This window comes from Dapis brunnea BLCC-M229, assembly GCF_050015995.1.
Classification (GTDB): Bacteria; Cyanobacteriota; Cyanobacteriia; order Cyanobacteriales; family Microcoleaceae; genus Trichodesmium.
On sequence record NZ_JBNHEP010000004.1, the window covers coordinates 1 to 14457 of the forward strand.

At 34.7% G+C, this 14457-nt stretch carries 16 protein-coding genes; 10 read left to right on the forward strand and 6 right to left on the reverse strand.

The window, feature by feature from the left end; translation table 11 throughout:
• Positions 1 to 397 precede the first annotated feature (397 nt).
• Both ACP6PM_RS00585 and ACP6PM_RS00590 read left to right on the forward strand, forming a co-directional pair.
• Positions 398 to 1021: a hypothetical protein gene (locus ACP6PM_RS00585; RefSeq protein WP_426580866.1), complete on the forward strand. Its 624-nt coding sequence runs from the start codon at positions 398 to 400 to the stop codon at positions 1019 to 1021.
• Positions 1022 to 1717: 696 nt separating this feature from the next.
• Entirely contained in the window at positions 1718 to 1990 is a 273-nt protein-coding gene (locus ACP6PM_RS00590; RefSeq protein WP_426580868.1) for a hypothetical protein, read from the forward strand.
• 8 nt (positions 1991 to 1998) lie between these two features.
• On the opposite strand, the gene ACP6PM_RS00595 is transcribed toward ACP6PM_RS00590, so the two are convergent.
• The 6 genes from ACP6PM_RS00595 to ACP6PM_RS00620 all read right to left on the reverse strand — a co-directional run bounded on the left by ACP6PM_RS00595 (position 1999) and on the right by ACP6PM_RS00620 (position 4787).
• Positions 1999 to 2604: a class I SAM-dependent methyltransferase gene (locus ACP6PM_RS00595; protein ID WP_426580870.1), complete on the reverse strand. Its 606-nt coding sequence runs from the start codon at positions 2602 to 2604 to the stop codon at positions 1999 to 2001.
• 466 nt (positions 2605 to 3070) lie between these two features.
• A complete protein-coding gene (locus ACP6PM_RS00600) occupies positions 3071 to 3421 on the reverse strand; it encodes a hypothetical protein (RefSeq protein ID WP_426580872.1) in 351 nt (116 codons plus the stop codon).
• Positions 3422 to 3659: 238 nt separating this feature from the next.
• On the reverse strand, positions 3660 to 4034 hold the full coding sequence (gene folB, locus ACP6PM_RS00605; protein ID WP_426580874.1) for a dihydroneopterin aldolase: 375 nt from the start codon (positions 4032 to 4034) through the stop codon (positions 3660 to 3662).
• Positions 4035 to 4043: 9 nt separating this feature from the next.
• Entirely contained in the window at positions 4044 to 4421 is a 378-nt protein-coding gene (locus ACP6PM_RS00610; RefSeq protein WP_426580890.1) for a DUF1688 family protein, read from the reverse strand.
• Positions 4387 to 4566 carry a DUF1688 family protein gene (locus tag ACP6PM_RS00615; RefSeq protein ID WP_426580876.1) on the reverse strand — a complete coding sequence of 60 codons (180 nt, stop codon included), beginning with the start codon at positions 4564 to 4566 and terminating at the stop codon, positions 4387 to 4389. Before ACP6PM_RS00615 ends, ACP6PM_RS00610 begins: the two co-directional genes overlap by 35 nt.
• Positions 4567 to 4574: 8 nt before the next feature.
• Entirely contained in the window at positions 4575 to 4787 is a 213-nt protein-coding gene (locus tag ACP6PM_RS00620) for a DUF1688 family protein (protein ID WP_426580891.1), read from the reverse strand.
• A 94-nt stretch (positions 4788 to 4881) separates the two neighbouring features.
• Here ACP6PM_RS00620 and folK point away from each other — a divergent pair, with 94 nt between their 5' ends.
• From folK to ACP6PM_RS00660, 8 genes are all read left to right on the forward strand, one after another.
• Positions 4882 to 5397 (forward strand): 2-amino-4-hydroxy-6-hydroxymethyldihydropteridine diphosphokinase, encoded by a 516-nt coding sequence (folK, locus tag ACP6PM_RS00625; RefSeq protein WP_426580878.1) that lies wholly within the window; start codon positions 4882 to 4884, stop codon positions 5395 to 5397.
• Positions 5398 to 5497: 100 nt separating this feature from the next.
• Complete coding sequence (locus tag ACP6PM_RS00630; protein ID WP_426580879.1) at positions 5498 to 6895, forward strand: methyltransferase domain-containing protein; 1398 nt, start codon at positions 5498 to 5500, stop codon at positions 6893 to 6895.
• A 29-nt stretch (positions 6896 to 6924) separates the two neighbouring features.
• Positions 6925 to 7398, forward strand: coding sequence for an aspartate 1-decarboxylase (gene panD, locus ACP6PM_RS00635; RefSeq protein WP_426580881.1), 474 nt, complete (start codon positions 6925 to 6927; stop codon positions 7396 to 7398).
• A gap of 1050 nt (positions 7399 to 8448) precedes the next feature.
• Entirely contained in the window at positions 8449 to 9168 is a 720-nt protein-coding gene (tmpR, locus tag ACP6PM_RS00640) for a bifunctional dihydropteridine reductase/dihydrofolate reductase TmpR (protein ID WP_426580882.1), read from the forward strand.
• Positions 9169 to 9635: 467 nt separating this feature from the next.
• Positions 9636 to 10529, forward strand: a complete 894-nt coding sequence (locus ACP6PM_RS00645; RefSeq protein ID WP_426580884.1) for a dihydropteroate synthase — start codon at positions 9636 to 9638, stop codon at positions 10527 to 10529.
• Positions 10530 to 11894: 1365 nt separating this feature from the next.
• The gene (gene queD / locus ACP6PM_RS00650) at positions 11895 to 12338 is read left to right on the forward strand and encodes a 6-carboxytetrahydropterin synthase QueD (RefSeq protein WP_426580886.1); all 444 of its coding nucleotides are present in this window, start codon (positions 11895 to 11897) and stop codon (positions 12336 to 12338) included.
• A gap of 476 nt (positions 12339 to 12814) precedes the next feature.
• On the forward strand, positions 12815 to 13036 hold the full coding sequence (locus ACP6PM_RS00655) for an NAD(P)-binding protein (RefSeq protein WP_426580888.1): 222 nt from the start codon (positions 12815 to 12817) through the stop codon (positions 13034 to 13036).
• Positions 13037 to 13777 carry an NAD(P)/FAD-dependent oxidoreductase gene (locus tag ACP6PM_RS00660; protein ID WP_426580893.1) on the forward strand — a complete coding sequence of 247 codons (741 nt, stop codon included), beginning with the start codon at positions 13037 to 13039 and terminating at the stop codon, positions 13775 to 13777.
• The last annotated feature ends 680 nt before the right edge of the window (positions 13778 to 14457 follow it).

Consider the following 14457-nt stretch of genomic DNA (forward strand, 5'->3'; position numbering starts at 1 on the left):
TTCCCTGTTCCCTACCTTTGCTATACAATACCGATGCTACCGGACATGATATCAAGTAAGGATTTTAGCTATTCCTAAATAAAAACTTCTGGAATTACTGCTGTGTCTTACAGCGCTTTTCAGATTGATGAACCACATCGTCACAACCATAACCACAGTAAGGACGTTCCATGGAACGTCCCTACTGTGGTTTACCCAAATGAAAACTGCTGTAATTTGAGCTATTTTTTCTATCTATTTAGCGACAACTCTATTAGACATCTCCAATAATAAAAAATCAAATCAATTATCGTACAGAAATGATTGATTATTTCCCCCTACTCCCTACTCCCTACTCCCTACTCCCTCTTTATCTAATGATAGAATTAAAAATAATCTATCACCCTCGAAAAAAGCTATGTTCTGTCCAATGCAACTCGATTGTCAGGCTATGACAGGAGTAATTTATAATTGCCCTAACCTGTCAGAATGTCTAGATAACTCTCCCTTAAATAGAAGAGAAGCAATTAGACTTTATTTTCTGAATCAAGGAATTAAGCCAGAAGATATCAGAATTAATGGGGGATCTACCCAAGACAACAATCCTGATTATTATTCCTGTTTATACAGTTCTAGTTTTACCTATAATTTTGATAGTGAGACTAGGGACAGAATTATTTTTGGTACTTCTATAGTGTGGGAAGACTCAATGGGTGGAGCGCGACGTTTCCATAATTTGAGTAGAGAAAATTTACAACAACTTATTAGTCAAGGTTTTGCAAATCCCGCAGATGCACAGAATTTTTCTCCAACAGTTGGCGACTTTTTTGACTTTGCACAAAGACAAGGGAATAAAGGTTTTGAGTTTATTTTTGAAGGTTATGTAATTAGTCCAGAACGTTCAGATTATCGAGTTAGTATTGATGGTTTATTTTATCGGGGAATTTGCTCTACAGAATTAATTTTTGACTTTCAAGAATTTGTTAATGAACCAGATGAATTAGAGATAGAGCCTAACTATTTACGGGCTTGGTGGGATTGAAAATTCTCATAACTAATGACTAATATTATTTCTTTGATATAATCTTAATTAGCTATTAGTAATTGATAATAATTAGGACTATACTATCAGCTATCAGCGTTTTTTATTCCGAAAAACAGTCAAGATTTAAAGCCTCTGCTTTCAGGGAGAAAAAAGAAAAAAAATCTTTTTATCCAATTCCATCTAAGTTAAGTTTTTAAGCAATTAGGGTAAATGGAAATGTGGAGAAAGGCGATCGCACTTGTTGGAAAAAGTTGCGACTGGTATTTCCAGCATATTTTGAATTATTTTTTCAAAGTAAAAAATAATTTCAGTCATATATTTACTTCTTGGGATCTTCACAAAGGTATGATTCATAAATATTATTTATTTTTTCTAGACTTGGGCTGTATCAAATGACTTGTTTTACACTTTTAATTATAATTACCCCATCTACTGTCAATGTCAAAAGCAAGGTAGAATAACTTTTACTACTTTACAATTCTCAAACAGAATGTAGAGCAATACAAGGAGTATTTATATCCAGAATAATTAGTTGACAACATAAATTATCTTAAGAGGCTTTATGAAGAAGAAATTAACAAAATAGCAAAAGGATACAGACTGGAATCTAACAATTTAGAAATATTAGCTAAATTTGAATTAGACTGGTTTGGTGAATTAATAGATGGAGTAGATGAAAAGGGAAAATACAAAATGATAACTCTTAATCCAGATGGCAAATTTGACTGGTACAGATTTTTAGATGTAGACACTACTGCATCAGGTATATCTATTCCTATTAAACTTACAGTTAAAGAAATTCCTGAATTTATACCTTATGCTATAGTTACTCGAGATGGTAAGTGGCATGAACAAGGCAGTCAAAGTCACATACGACTATTCTTAACTATACTACCCAATTTATCTACAATGAATTTGGTCAACTCACCAAAACAATATTCTATGTATAAAATTAGAAAAATATAATCTGACAATTATTTAGTAAAAATTGTTAGTAATACTGCTCCTAATAAGTAATAATTAGCTTGTAAATTTAAGCCAGCTTCTTCACCTAATTTTTCACGAGCTGTTGGACTGTAAAGGTTTAAACCTCCTGGAGAAATACTCAAATACTGAAATTCATCTTGCCATTTAAAATAAGAATCGACTAAATAAAAATATCCACCAGGGCGTAATACTCGACTCACTTCATTAAATACTTGCTGAGGATGAGGATAATGTAAAAAACTAATTGTATTAAAAACAGCATCAAATTGTTCTTCAGCAAAAGGCATTTCTTCAGCATTTCCTAATAAAAATGTTAAACGCTGTGGATAACAATTGCGACTATTTGCTTGACTAATCATTTCCGGAGATAAGTCTAAACCAGTACCTTTAAGATTAGGAAAATTAACAGCAAGACGATGGATAAGTTTTCCCGTACCACAACCTAAATCAAGTACATTTGCCGAAGTTGGTAAATTTACATATTCCAGCAACCTTTTATGTATAGCTTGATAAACTACAGATGGAAATAACCAATCATAACTTGGTGCCCAACGGTCAAAAAATGTTTGTTTAATAGAAGTATTATTTGTCATTTCAGTTATCAGTTATCAGTTATCAGTACCTATGGCTAAACCCTATCACCGATCGGAAACTCCTAAAACCCTTTTTTGATAGGGAGATGGGGGTTTGGGGGGAGAGTAAGCGCCAAATTACGCCTTGCAGGAAAAAAACGTATTTTTAAATACATTTACTCTTCCGACTTAGTTAGAGGGTATTTTTTCAAGTTACAGCCGTTGCGAAATAAGATATTGTGCGATGGGACAAGCAAGCTTTTATGCCCGGATTTGCTATCAGGAATTAGTAATGAATCGGTTTGATACCATTTTTTATGTCGTAACTTTTCTTTTTCGTCAAATAGACATTTTCTATAAACTCAATTTTCTTTCTGTCTGGAGATAGCTTATAACCTGTTGTTTTATACTCTACTGAACGAGTAAATTTATTGAATTTTGGATAACCCTTTTTACCTGGTTTATTTAACTTACAATTCTTGTAAAATCATTGTATAGATTGCCATGCCCTATCATCTGATGCTTGTCTAGCTTGAGAGTTTAGCTTTTTAACCCAAGGAAAATTGTTATCTTTTGCTAGTACAGAACAAAGTTTTTGTAAGTCGTTGCGTTTTACGTCTTTATTATCTGTCCAATAACGCAAACAACTGTTTCTGATAAATTGACCTGTGAGAATCATTTCATCTAAAACTTTGTACTGATTTTGACTGCCTTTTAATTTGGCCTCAATTACTAGCAATGTTATTGTTAATTCCTTGACTACATTTATTATTATAACTAAATTTATGTCTACTGGATAAATTATTAATATTTGTATATAATTATGACATCGAATCATAATTATATACTCACAATTCATCCAAGCACTAAATCATAGATTATAGTGCTGGCCTTCTGCTGATGGCAGGTAACAACAAGCTACCAAAAATTTTGCGATTAATTCATATTTTTAAAGCTAGAATATATCAACTTAAGATTTTATTGATAAATAGCCTCTCTCAAATGTTATTGAATAATCGAAAAACTATGTATTTAACCATATTGAAAAATGCTATAAATTAAAAATAATGAGCAATTTAGTTATATACTAATGCCTCCTTTCCTCTAGTTATTTCAATAGTAACTTTGCCACTAAAATCAGGGATAGGGGCTGCTAATTTCGTTAAACTAACCTTGACATCTTGTACTAATGGCTGTTGTAAAATAGCTTTAGCGATCGCATCTGCTACTTTTTCTAATAAAGCAAACTTAGAATTTTTTACCAGTTCTTGGACAGTATTAACTATACTGCCATAATCAACCGTGTCTTCTAAGGCATCACTTTTGCTAGCCGCAGTCAGATCTAAACCTAAAATTAAATCTACTTCAAACCATTGACCTAATACTTTCTCTTCTGGAAAAAATCCGATGTATCCGTAGCAGCGAATTCCAGTAATTGAGATTGAGTCCATAATGACTAATTAAAAAATAGTTCCATCACTTTTTATCTTAATCGGAGGCGTACCATCTTTTCTTAATTCTTTTGGTATTTTTCTTCCTGCTATCCAGGCACCACCTTGTAAAACTTTTACCAGTGGTAATTTTAAGGCGGTTAAGTTAAATTTTTCTCGAATAACTATAGCAATTTTATCTAAAAGACTAATAGTTAAAAAAGATATATATTGTACAATAATTTCGGAACTAGGCAAATGTTGCAGCTCTAAAATTAAGGAATTTTTCACTTTTATTGATTCCATATCTATAAATAAACCGCCATTCCTATATTCTGCCAACCCAGTTAGATCATCTAATCCGATATATTTTTCAACCCAATTCTTGTAATGGTTCGAGTAGTGAATAGGTCAAACATTGAGATAATTTATGAAAGGGTATATATTCATCCCCTAAATTGTTAGTGTTAAGGCCATAATGAAGCCAAACATCTCCTAAGTTAATTCCTGAGATTGTACTACGCACTGGCCAAACTTCTCCTAATCCCTCCAATACAACATTTAATACAGCAGTGGCTTCAATTGTTTCGTTGTAAGTATGATTTTACAACATAATATATAATCAGCCATATTTTCTGGACGTAGATTATCAGTGCCAAAAAAAGAGGGATGTTTTTCTAACACTTTGCCTAAACGTTGTAGTAATTTTAGACGACCTTCGAGACCTACTAGAGGATTTTCTGCATTAACTTGAAATTCTTGGAAAAGGTATATTTAATGTGGGATACTCCTAGTAGATAGTATCAATATTATTGATAAAATTTCATCTACAAAATAAATCGGGAAATGAAAAGGTATCGCTCTAACAATGTCTAATCCTACTAATTTAAACAACTTAGAAAAAAATCAGGGAAATGCTGCTATTGGCATGGGTAGTAATTTGGGAGAATCTCTGGATACCCTCAAAAACGCAATTCAAACTTTAGATGAAATTCCTGGTATTAACTTAATTAGTTATTCTAACTGGTATAGAACTAAACCTATAGGTCCACCTCAGCCGGATTATATCAATGGTTGTGGATTATTAAAAGTAGAATTAACCGCCCATAAATTGTTAGAAATTCTCTTAGAGACTGAACAAAAATTTAAGCGGGTACGTTTGGAACATTGGGGACCTAGAACTTTAGATTTAGATTTAATTCTATATGATGATTTAGTATTAGATACTCCTAATCTGCAAATACCCCATCCCCGAATGAGAGAAAGAGCTTTTGTTCTTGTACCCCTAGCAGAAATAGCTCCTGATTGGATAGACCCAGTTTCAGGAAAAACGATCGCTAAACTTCTAGAAGAGGTAGAATGTTCTGGAGTATCTAAGCTTTAAGCTGGCAAGTAATCAAGAGTTATATATAATAAGGCTCAAAAAAAGCACTTGTTTTCAATTCAGATAGCTAGCACCTTAGAGTTATTATCATCTTTTTCCTATGACACAAAACAAATTTTCCGAAGCCGATACAGAGGCATTTTATGATGGTGAAGACAGTCTTTATCGAAGTTTTTGGGACTCGGAAGGAAGTTTACACTGGGGCTATTTTGAAAACTTAACTGAAGCCAAAGCTGAACATTTTATCACAGCTTGTAAACGCTGGAACGAATATATGTTGTCCCAGAGTGGGATTACAAAAGATTCGCGTGTACTAGACCTTGGTTGTGGTAATGGCAATACAGCTATATGGCTATCCCAACAGACAGGCTGTGAAGTAGTGGGAGTTGACCTTAGTGGTATCCGCATTGAGAACGCCAAAACCAAAGCACATCAACATCCATCCCTAAGACTAGAGTTTCAGAAAGCATCAGCCACTAACTTGCCTTATGAAGAAGGCAGTTTTACCCATGTTTGGAGCCAAGCAACATTATATCACGTTCACGATCGCCATCAAGCATTACGAGAGGCTTACCGGGTACTTGCAGAAGGAGGGACATTTATATTCGATGACCTGATTACTCCGGCACAAGAAATTAACGAAATGGCCCGTAAATATGTATACGATCGCTTGCTGTTTGAACCAATATTTAGCCTGGACTCCTATAAAGAATTCCTGAGGGAGTTGGGGTTTATGGTGTTGGCAACTAAAGACTTGAAGGAACACCTGCACAAAAGCTATGAATTACTTTCCCAGTTAGCTTTGGCTAAATATCCGGAACTAAGTGCAGCTTATGATAAGATGTGTGAGGCAATTAAAACTAATCAATTAGGATGGGGGTATTACTCATGTGAAAAAGTCAGCGATCGCCTTTCTTGGGTTTACAAAAATGGCGAGCAACATAACTTAGAGGAGAAATATGATGCTTGGGCAGCTGTTTATGATACAGACCTAGACCAACCTTATCGTTGTTCTCCAATTCATTCGGTTAATGCTTTAGCTAAAGTATTGCCATATAAGGATGTCACTATCCTAGATGCAGGAGCAGGTACAGGTATGGTGGGTGAAGCTCTAGCAGAATTAGGATACAACAATATCATCGGGGTCGATCTATCTGAACAAATGCTGGAAGTAGCTAGAAAAAAGCAGGTTTATACTGCTCTTTACCAAGGTAATTTGGAAGAACCCCTAGCTTTTGCATCTGAAGCAAGTTATCATGCAATACTGGCAGTAGGTGTTTTCACATTTGGTCATGCTCACCCTCGTGCTTTAAAAAATCTGTCCAGTTTGCTGAAAACAGGTGGATATTTTATACTAACAGTGCGAGCAGATTATTATGATGAGAGCAATTCCTTACACGAAGTACTTCAAGAGTTACCTTGGAATTTAGTCAGTCAAGAACGTTTTAATATCTTTGAGACCGAACCAATGTATGTTCTGGTCTTCCAAAAGTCCTAATTGTACACTATAGATAGCAAAGGAGAATCATGGCTACAATTAAACTAATGCACGCTAAACTTCATCGTGTGCGAGTCACAGAAGCAAAGCGTGACTACGTTGGCAGCGTAACCATAGACTCAGATTTACTGGAAAAAGTAGGAATGTTGCCCCTAGAAGAAGTGGAAATAGTCAATATTAATAATGGCAACCGTTGGTCAACTTATGTTTTACCCGGAGAACCAGGATCGGGTATGGTTTGTCCCAATGGAGGTGGGGCACTTCTATGTGAAAAAGGTGATATATTAATTGTTTGGGCAAACGAACAATGCAATCGTGCGGAAGTCCTAGAAAATGGACATGAAGCAAAGGTAGTTGTGGCAGATGAAAATAACCACTGCCGAGAACTTCTCTATCAAACTTTAAATCCAAATCAAGGAAATGTGGAATTTCATTCTCTGGCAGCAATTCCAGAAGGTCAAACATCTGTGTATCTCGAAAAGATGATGGGAAATAAGAGTTAACACTAATAATCTTATAACTTCAGGACTTACGCATAGACATCATATTTACAGTTAGCATTGCCAGCCTTATACTATATCTAGTGCGAAAATGTTGATTTTGCTAACTCCTGAATTTATAAAATGATGGGTGGGTAAATAGCCAACCTACTAGCGTTTCTAGGCTAAAATTGTGGGTAAAGTCAATCAGGGGCTAGTAACTGTTGCCCATAATCTGGTATTATCTATGATAATATCCAAAGCTGACTACAAATCTTGCTAAAAACCACAGCCAGATGGTAATAGAAGACCATTATGTATCAGGTATGATAGCGAATTACAAACTAGCGGCAGCTGTTGGGTCTATGGGTTTTTATGAATTTAGAAGACAACTAGAGTACAAGTGTGAGTTATTAGGTTGCTGAGTTAATCATTGTTGATAGACGGTTTCCTAGCTCTAAAACTTGCTATATACGTCGCCAATCCGACGGCTCCCCTAGTGGAAATGTAAAGCAGTCTCTATCTTTATCTGAGAGAGTTATAGAGTGTGAACACTGTGGTTTCAGTTGCGTGTGAGACTTAAATGCTAGTTTAAATCGAGTTTAGGCGAGGAGTGAGAGCTACACTCCGCGTTTCGCGCCAGTTTTGCGAAGCAACAGCAAATGTCGGTGACAGCTTGTGGACTGGATAACGCCGACGTTGCCAGTGGAATAGGGAATAGAACTGATTATTTAGAGAAAATCATAGATTTATGTAGATAACCGTAGGTTTCTAAGAAAGGTTAAACTAAACTGTAGAGTAGAAAATTATCTACATACAGCTAGTAAAAGAGTAATAAATTGGTGTGAGGTGCATCAAATAGGAACGTTAATAATTGGACATAATGATGCACTGGAAACAATCTATATAATCTAGGGAAAAAGAACAATCAATAGTTTGTTAACATAAAGAACTTTGAAAAGCAGATAGATTTATGAAGATTTCTACTAGGAAAGATAAATCGGATATTCTAGCTCTAGTTTGGGAAAATCTATGCGTAAGTCCTGTAATGATTAAATTTAACTGTCAAAGAAAATGTTAAAAAAGGCACTTGTAACAGGTTCATCAGTGGGGATAGGTAGGGCGATCGCTCTCGACTTAGCCAGCAAAGGATTTGATGTGGCATTTCACTATAACCAAAGTGCAAAGGCAGCTAACCAAGCAGCTCAAGAAGCAGCTATCTACGGAGTCAAATCTATTGCTCTACAAGCAGATGTTACTAAACCAGAGCAAGCTAAATCTTTAGTAGAAAATGCAGTACAAAAATTGGAAGGTTTATCGGTAGTAGTTAATAATGTAGGAAACTTTTTAGGAAAACCTACGAGCGAAATATCCATAACAGAGTGGCAAGAAGTTATTGACTCTAATCTCAATTCTAATTTCTATGTCACTACAGCAGCACTTCCTTATCTCAAAGCAGCTAATGGGGCACGAATAATTAATTTTGCTTGCGCTCATGCTCAAAATGTGGTAGCACGAAAGACAAATACGGCTTATGTAATTGCTAAAACAGGCATCATCATCTATAGTAAGTCTCTAGCTCAAGAGGTAATTAAAGACAAAATTACTGTTAACGTAGTATCCCCTGGAATAGCTGAGAATTCTTTTGATATTGAAGAAATGATTCCTAAGCTACCTGCCAAACGTCCAGCAACTTTGCAAGAAATTAATCATGCCGTTTGGTTTTTTATTAATCCTGATTCTGATTATATTACAGGGCAAATTGTGGAAGTATCTGGTGGTTGGAATTTATAAATTAGGGAATAGGGAATAGGGAATAGAGAATAGGGAATAGGGAATAGGAAAAAAATTAATTTAACTTATTTAAGTTAGGAAATCTCTGACTCAAAAATAAGGTATCAAGTCTTCCTTTTCAAGACTGTAAAAAAGGAAATTTCTGATTTTATTGCCTCTTACTAGAGCTTTGGTTACTGATAACTGGAATGCTTAATCTTGAAGATTTATATACAATCTACGAACAAAACAAAAATTCTCTAAAAGCCAAAGTAGAAGAATTTTCTCTTGGTAATAAAGGAAATAGGGAATAGGGAATAGGGAATAGGGTGGATTTTTAACTTATATATAAGTTGAGTAAACCTCTGACTAAGAAATAAGGTTTCAAGCTTCCACTTTCAAGAGGATAAAAAAGGAGATTTTGGATTTTCGTAGCCTCCCTATTACTGGAGGTACTGATAACTGATAACTGATAATTGATAACTGAAATGCTTAATCTTGAAGATTTATATACAATCTACGAACAAAACAAAGATTCTATAACAGCCAAAGTAGAAGAGTTTTCTCTTGGTAATAAACAGTTTAATTTTAATACTGAGAAAGCTATTTTAGGAGTAATAAATCTTTCTAATGATTCTTGGTATAGAGAAAGTGTATGTTTGAGTGCAGAAACAGCTATTCGTCGAGGAATGGTTTTGAAGGCTCAAGGTGCAGATGTGGTAGATATTGGAGCAGAATCAACTTTGGAAAAGGCAGAAAGAGTTGAAGATATTAGGCAAAAAAGTCAAATTTTGCCTGTTCTGAAAGCCCTTAATCAAGAAGGTGTTTTGACTTCAATAGAAACATATTATCCAGAAGTTGCCACAGAATGTTTAAAAGCAGGAGCTAATATAATTAATTTAACCGGACTGGAAAAAAGTGCAGAAATTTATCAGACTGTATCTGAATTTAATGCCGGGGTAATTATCTGTTATGTTCAGGGAAAAAATGTGAGAGAAGTGGGTGATTTTGATTTTGGAGATGACCCGACAAATTTAATGTATGAATATTTTGCTAAAGAAATAGAAACAGCAACTAAGTCTGGCGTGAGAAAAATATTTATTGACCCTGGTTTGGGATTTTATTATAAAAATCTTCAGGATAGTTCTCTACGCATTGGTTATCAGATGAAAACTTTTTTAAATACTTTTAGATTGAGAAAATTAGGTTTTCCAGTATGTCATGCACTTCCCCATGCTTTTGAATGTTTTGGAGAAGAAGTTAGAAGTGCCGAACCTTTTTTTTGTGTGTTAGCTGCATTGGGAAAAACTGACTTATTTAGAACCCACGAAGTTCCTAAAATTAGAGCTGTCTTGGATACTTTGGGATTATTTCAAAAATAAGGCAGTAGGGAGCAGGGATTAGGGGAGAAGCAAGAATTCATTAATTGATAATTGATAATTACCTCAAGGAAAACCGAGAGGATTGAATATAAGAAATATTATTTCTTCTCTTGGTTGATTGGATATGGCGCACTTCGGAGCCGCTCTGAAAGAGCGGGAAACCTCGCCATCCCATCCTAGTCATGCTCCGCTTTCCGACCGCTTTTTCTCTTGAAATAGAAGGCTTTATACCTTTATTTTTCGGTAAGAAGTAACAGCAGTCCGAAATAGGTTGTAAGTTCATAAGCAAAATTAATTACACATTCTATTAACTCCCTGTTCTATAGAACCCATTTGATCTCTATATAATTATGGTAGTCAAGTCTTTTCGCGCATCAATTTTGAGGAAAAATCATTATCTCAAGGAGTGTTGAATTTTTTGTATTATTTCTCTCCACATCTTCCTTCTTCTCTCTTCCCTCTTACCTCTTACCGAAATAATTAATAGACCTCTCCGGAAAAGAGGGAACAGGGAACACTTAACTGGGAACAGGGAGAAGTAATTGATAATTTCTGGATAAGAATTGATTTGATTTTTGATTTTCGGAGATGTCTAATAACCCATATTCCGCACGTCAAGTTGTAATATTAAAAGTAGTATAAAAAATGGTAGCGCGGGTTCGTATTTATACTCTATAAATCCTATTCATTGACCTTTCTCAGGAGTCAGATTCTCAGGAAAATATTAAGCATAAATACTCAATTACTTACTCCTATTGACCACTTTAATTGCCTCCTGTCTCCTGTCTCCTGTCTCCTGTCTCTGTTTTTCATGCTACATTTTGTCGTGCGGAATGTAGGTAATAATTAAACAATTAAATAATTAGATGATTCAAGCCTAATTGCCTCCCCTTGGATAGGGGAAAAAAGCGGTCGTTTGCGGAGCATTCCGTTAGGATGGGATGCCGAGGAGACCTCGGCATATCCAATCACCAACGCGAGAATAAATTTTTTCCCTGCCGCGTCAATCCTCTCCGTTTTAGGGAGAGGTAATTATCAATTATCCATGATCAATTATCCATTAATGAACTCCTGTCTCCTGTCTCCTGTCTCCTGACTCCTTGCTAAATTTATGAAGATACCTTCAGGGGTTCTATATTCCCTCTCTCAACTAGGAAATTCTTAAAAGCACAACTACTTAATATTTTTTCGTAGGGGTTTGGTTTCCAAATCCCATTTTAGCTTGGGTTTAGAGACTAAGTCTCTACAGTTTTTTTCACAAATCATTTAGGATTAGTAAAGAAGGCAAAAAACTTAAATTTGAGGAGGTACTGATAATTGATAACTGATAATTGATAACTGATAACTGAATAGCAATGAGATTAAATGAAAGAAAAAGAGGAAAAAGATAAAACTCTAAAAAATGAATCTAACTCAGAAACTTGGATAATAGGTAAAGAATTTAGATTTGAAGCTTCCCATCAACTACCTAATCACGATGGGAAATGTGCAAGATTACATGGTCATTCTTGGCGAGGTGTTATTTATGTTTCTGGTAATAAATTAGAAAATTCTGGTGCAAAACAGGGTATGATTATGGATTATGGAGATATAAAAAAATATTTAAAACCCCTGCTTGATGATTATTTAGACCACTATCACTTAAACGAAACTACAGGCTTAGTTAATCCTACTAGCGAAGCGATCGCTAAATGGATTTATGAACAATTAGAAAATAAAATTCCCGGACTCGTAGCAGTTAGAATTGATGAAACTTGTACGAGTCAATGTATTTATTCAAAAGGTAAAAGTAATTTTTTGATACTTTGAGGTAATGGAGATTACGTTCATTAGTTGATAATGAATAATGGATAATTACCTCTGGTTAAAATCATCAGATTGAATATCAATAAATCTTATTTATTTTTATCAATTATCCATTGGTAAATTTTTAAATATACTGTCTTCTGAGTTTGTTAACTAGCTGCTAGTTGTAGATAGTTAAATTTATGATTATGATCTAAATTGTGAATTATTTCTTTCTTGCTAAAATATCTAATTAGGGCTAGATGAATAAATATAGAATCCTGATTTATCATAAGTTTTAGTTGCATTCAACCTGGAAAAAAGTACAAAAAAATACACTCATTAATGTTCAAAACTGAGGATTTTTCCTCACCTGAGTGGGAGAAATGCATAAAATTTAACACCTGCAACTATTCTCTATTCCCTTCCCTCGCCAAAAGACTTTTTCAGCAAACCCTAATTAGGATTATTAATACAACAATATATAGAGATTTAGTTCAATGAAAAAAACGATAGGAATTATTGGAGGAGGACCTCCGGGAATGTCTTGTGCCCTCTGGTTAAAATATTTAGGTTTTTCTCCAATTATTATTGAAAGAAAACAACGACTAGGAGGTTTACAACAGTTAAGTAACTTTCAAAATGTCTGGTATTTAGGATTAATTGAAAAAACTGGATATGAAATTGCTGAACAATTTCGTCAGCATATTCAAGTAGAATAAATTTCTACATTATTAGGCTCTCAAGTTAGGAGTATTGTCAAGAATGGGGATAATTTTCAGATTTTTACTGAAGCACAAGAAATTACAGCTCAAGGTTTAGTTATTGCTACAGGGCAAAGAATTAAAGAATACGAAGGTATAAAATCTATTGAGGGTAGTCACGAACTTTTATCATCACAGGAAATATTCTTTGACCCTGGTGCTACTCCTCTACTTACACCTCAGATGAATGAAAAGACAGTTGCTATTGTCGGAGGAGGTGATAATGGGTTAGTAACAGCAATACGTTTCTCTGAAACTGCTAAACATATTCACCTATTTGTTCGTTCTCAAATGTGTGGTTTTAAAGTTAACCAAAAAACAATTTACGAGAAAATTGAAGCTGGTAAAATAACATTACATCAACCAGCAATTATTCAGAGATTTGAAATTCAAGAAAATCAAATTTATATCACTTTTGGAGATGGAGACAAACCAGAAGAAAAGTTAGCATTTGACTCTCTATGTTTTAGAATTGGGTTTGCACCAAATATAGAGGATATAGTTCAAATTTTTAATGAAGGAAACTTAGGTAATATTCAACTTAACCAAAAAGGATATATTTCTACAGATCAATTTCTACGGACATCAATTCCTAATATTTATGTTGCTGGAGATGTGGCAAACCCTAGAGATCCTTGTGTAGCAACAGCAGTAGCTCAAGGTGCTATTGCAGCTAGAAGTATACAAGAGGATTTATGATCAAAATTTAGAATTCAGAATTTAGAATTCAGAAGGTACGGTGGAATGACAAACCTTGAATGGTGCATTGGGAAAAAATAGTCAAACTTTGCCATAACAAGAATTATACGAAAAAAGCTAATAATGAATAGTGAAAATTTCTAACTATTGCGTATGGAGCAATAGTTAATTCATTTTATGAAGCACCCCGCCAGATAGAGGTGGATAGTCAAATTTTCCAACTATTGTGTATAGAGCAAGAGTTAATTCATTTTATGAAGCACCCCGCCAGATAGAGGTGGATAGTGAAAATTTCTAACTATTGCGTATAGAGCCATAGTTAATACATTTACTGAAGCACCCCGCCAGATAGAGGTGGATAGTCAAATTTTCCAACTATTGCGTATGGAGCAACAGTTAATTCATTTGCTGAAGCACCCCGCCAGATAGAGGTGGATAGTCAAAATTTCTAACTATTGCGTATAGAGCAATAGTTAATTCATTTTATGAAGCACCCCGCCAGATAGAGGTGGATAGTCAAAATTTCTAACTATTGCGTATAGAGCAATAGTTAATTCATTTTATGAAGCACCCCGCCAGATAGAGGTGGATAGTCAAAATTTCTAACTATTGCGTATAGAGCAATAGTTAATTCATTTTATGAAGCACCCCGCCAGATAGAGGTGGATAGTCAAAATTTC

What these genes read in the sequence shown, in the direction of transcription:
- tmpR (WP_426580882.1), top strand. Translation starts at nt 8,449, where the DNA reads ATGTTAAAAAAGGCACTTGTAACAGGTTCATCAGTGGGGATAGGTAGG.
- ACP6PM_RS00645 (WP_426580884.1), top strand. Translation starts at nt 9,636, where the DNA reads ATGCTTAATCTTGAAGATTTATATACAATCTACGAACAAAACAAAGAT.
- folK (WP_426580878.1), top strand. Translation starts at nt 4,882, where the DNA reads ATGTCTAATCCTACTAATTTAAACAACTTAGAAAAAAATCAGGGAAAT.
- queD (WP_426580886.1), top strand. Translation starts at nt 11,895, where the DNA reads ATGAAAGAAAAAGAGGAAAAAGATAAAACTCTAAAAAATGAATCTAAC.
- folB (WP_426580874.1), bottom strand. Translation starts at nt 4,034, where the DNA reads ATGGACTCAATCTCAATTACTGGAATTCGCTGCTACGGATACATCGGA.
- ACP6PM_RS00585 (WP_426580866.1), top strand. Translation starts at nt 398, where the DNA reads ATGTTCTGTCCAATGCAACTCGATTGTCAGGCTATGACAGGAGTAATT.
- ACP6PM_RS00590 (WP_426580868.1), top strand. Translation starts at nt 1,718, where the DNA reads ATGATAACTCTTAATCCAGATGGCAAATTTGACTGGTACAGATTTTTA.
- ACP6PM_RS00655 (WP_426580888.1), top strand. Translation starts at nt 12,815, where the DNA reads ATGAAAAAAACGATAGGAATTATTGGAGGAGGACCTCCGGGAATGTCT.
- ACP6PM_RS00600 (WP_426580872.1), bottom strand. Translation starts at nt 3,421, where the DNA reads ATGATTCGATGTCATAATTATATACAAATATTAATAATTTATCCAGTA.
- ACP6PM_RS00595 (WP_426580870.1), bottom strand. Translation starts at nt 2,604, where the DNA reads ATGACAAATAATACTTCTATTAAACAAACATTTTTTGACCGTTGGGCA.
- panD (WP_426580881.1), top strand. Translation starts at nt 6,925, where the DNA reads ATGGCTACAATTAAACTAATGCACGCTAAACTTCATCGTGTGCGAGTC.
- ACP6PM_RS00630 (WP_426580879.1), top strand. Translation starts at nt 5,498, where the DNA reads ATGACACAAAACAAATTTTCCGAAGCCGATACAGAGGCATTTTATGAT.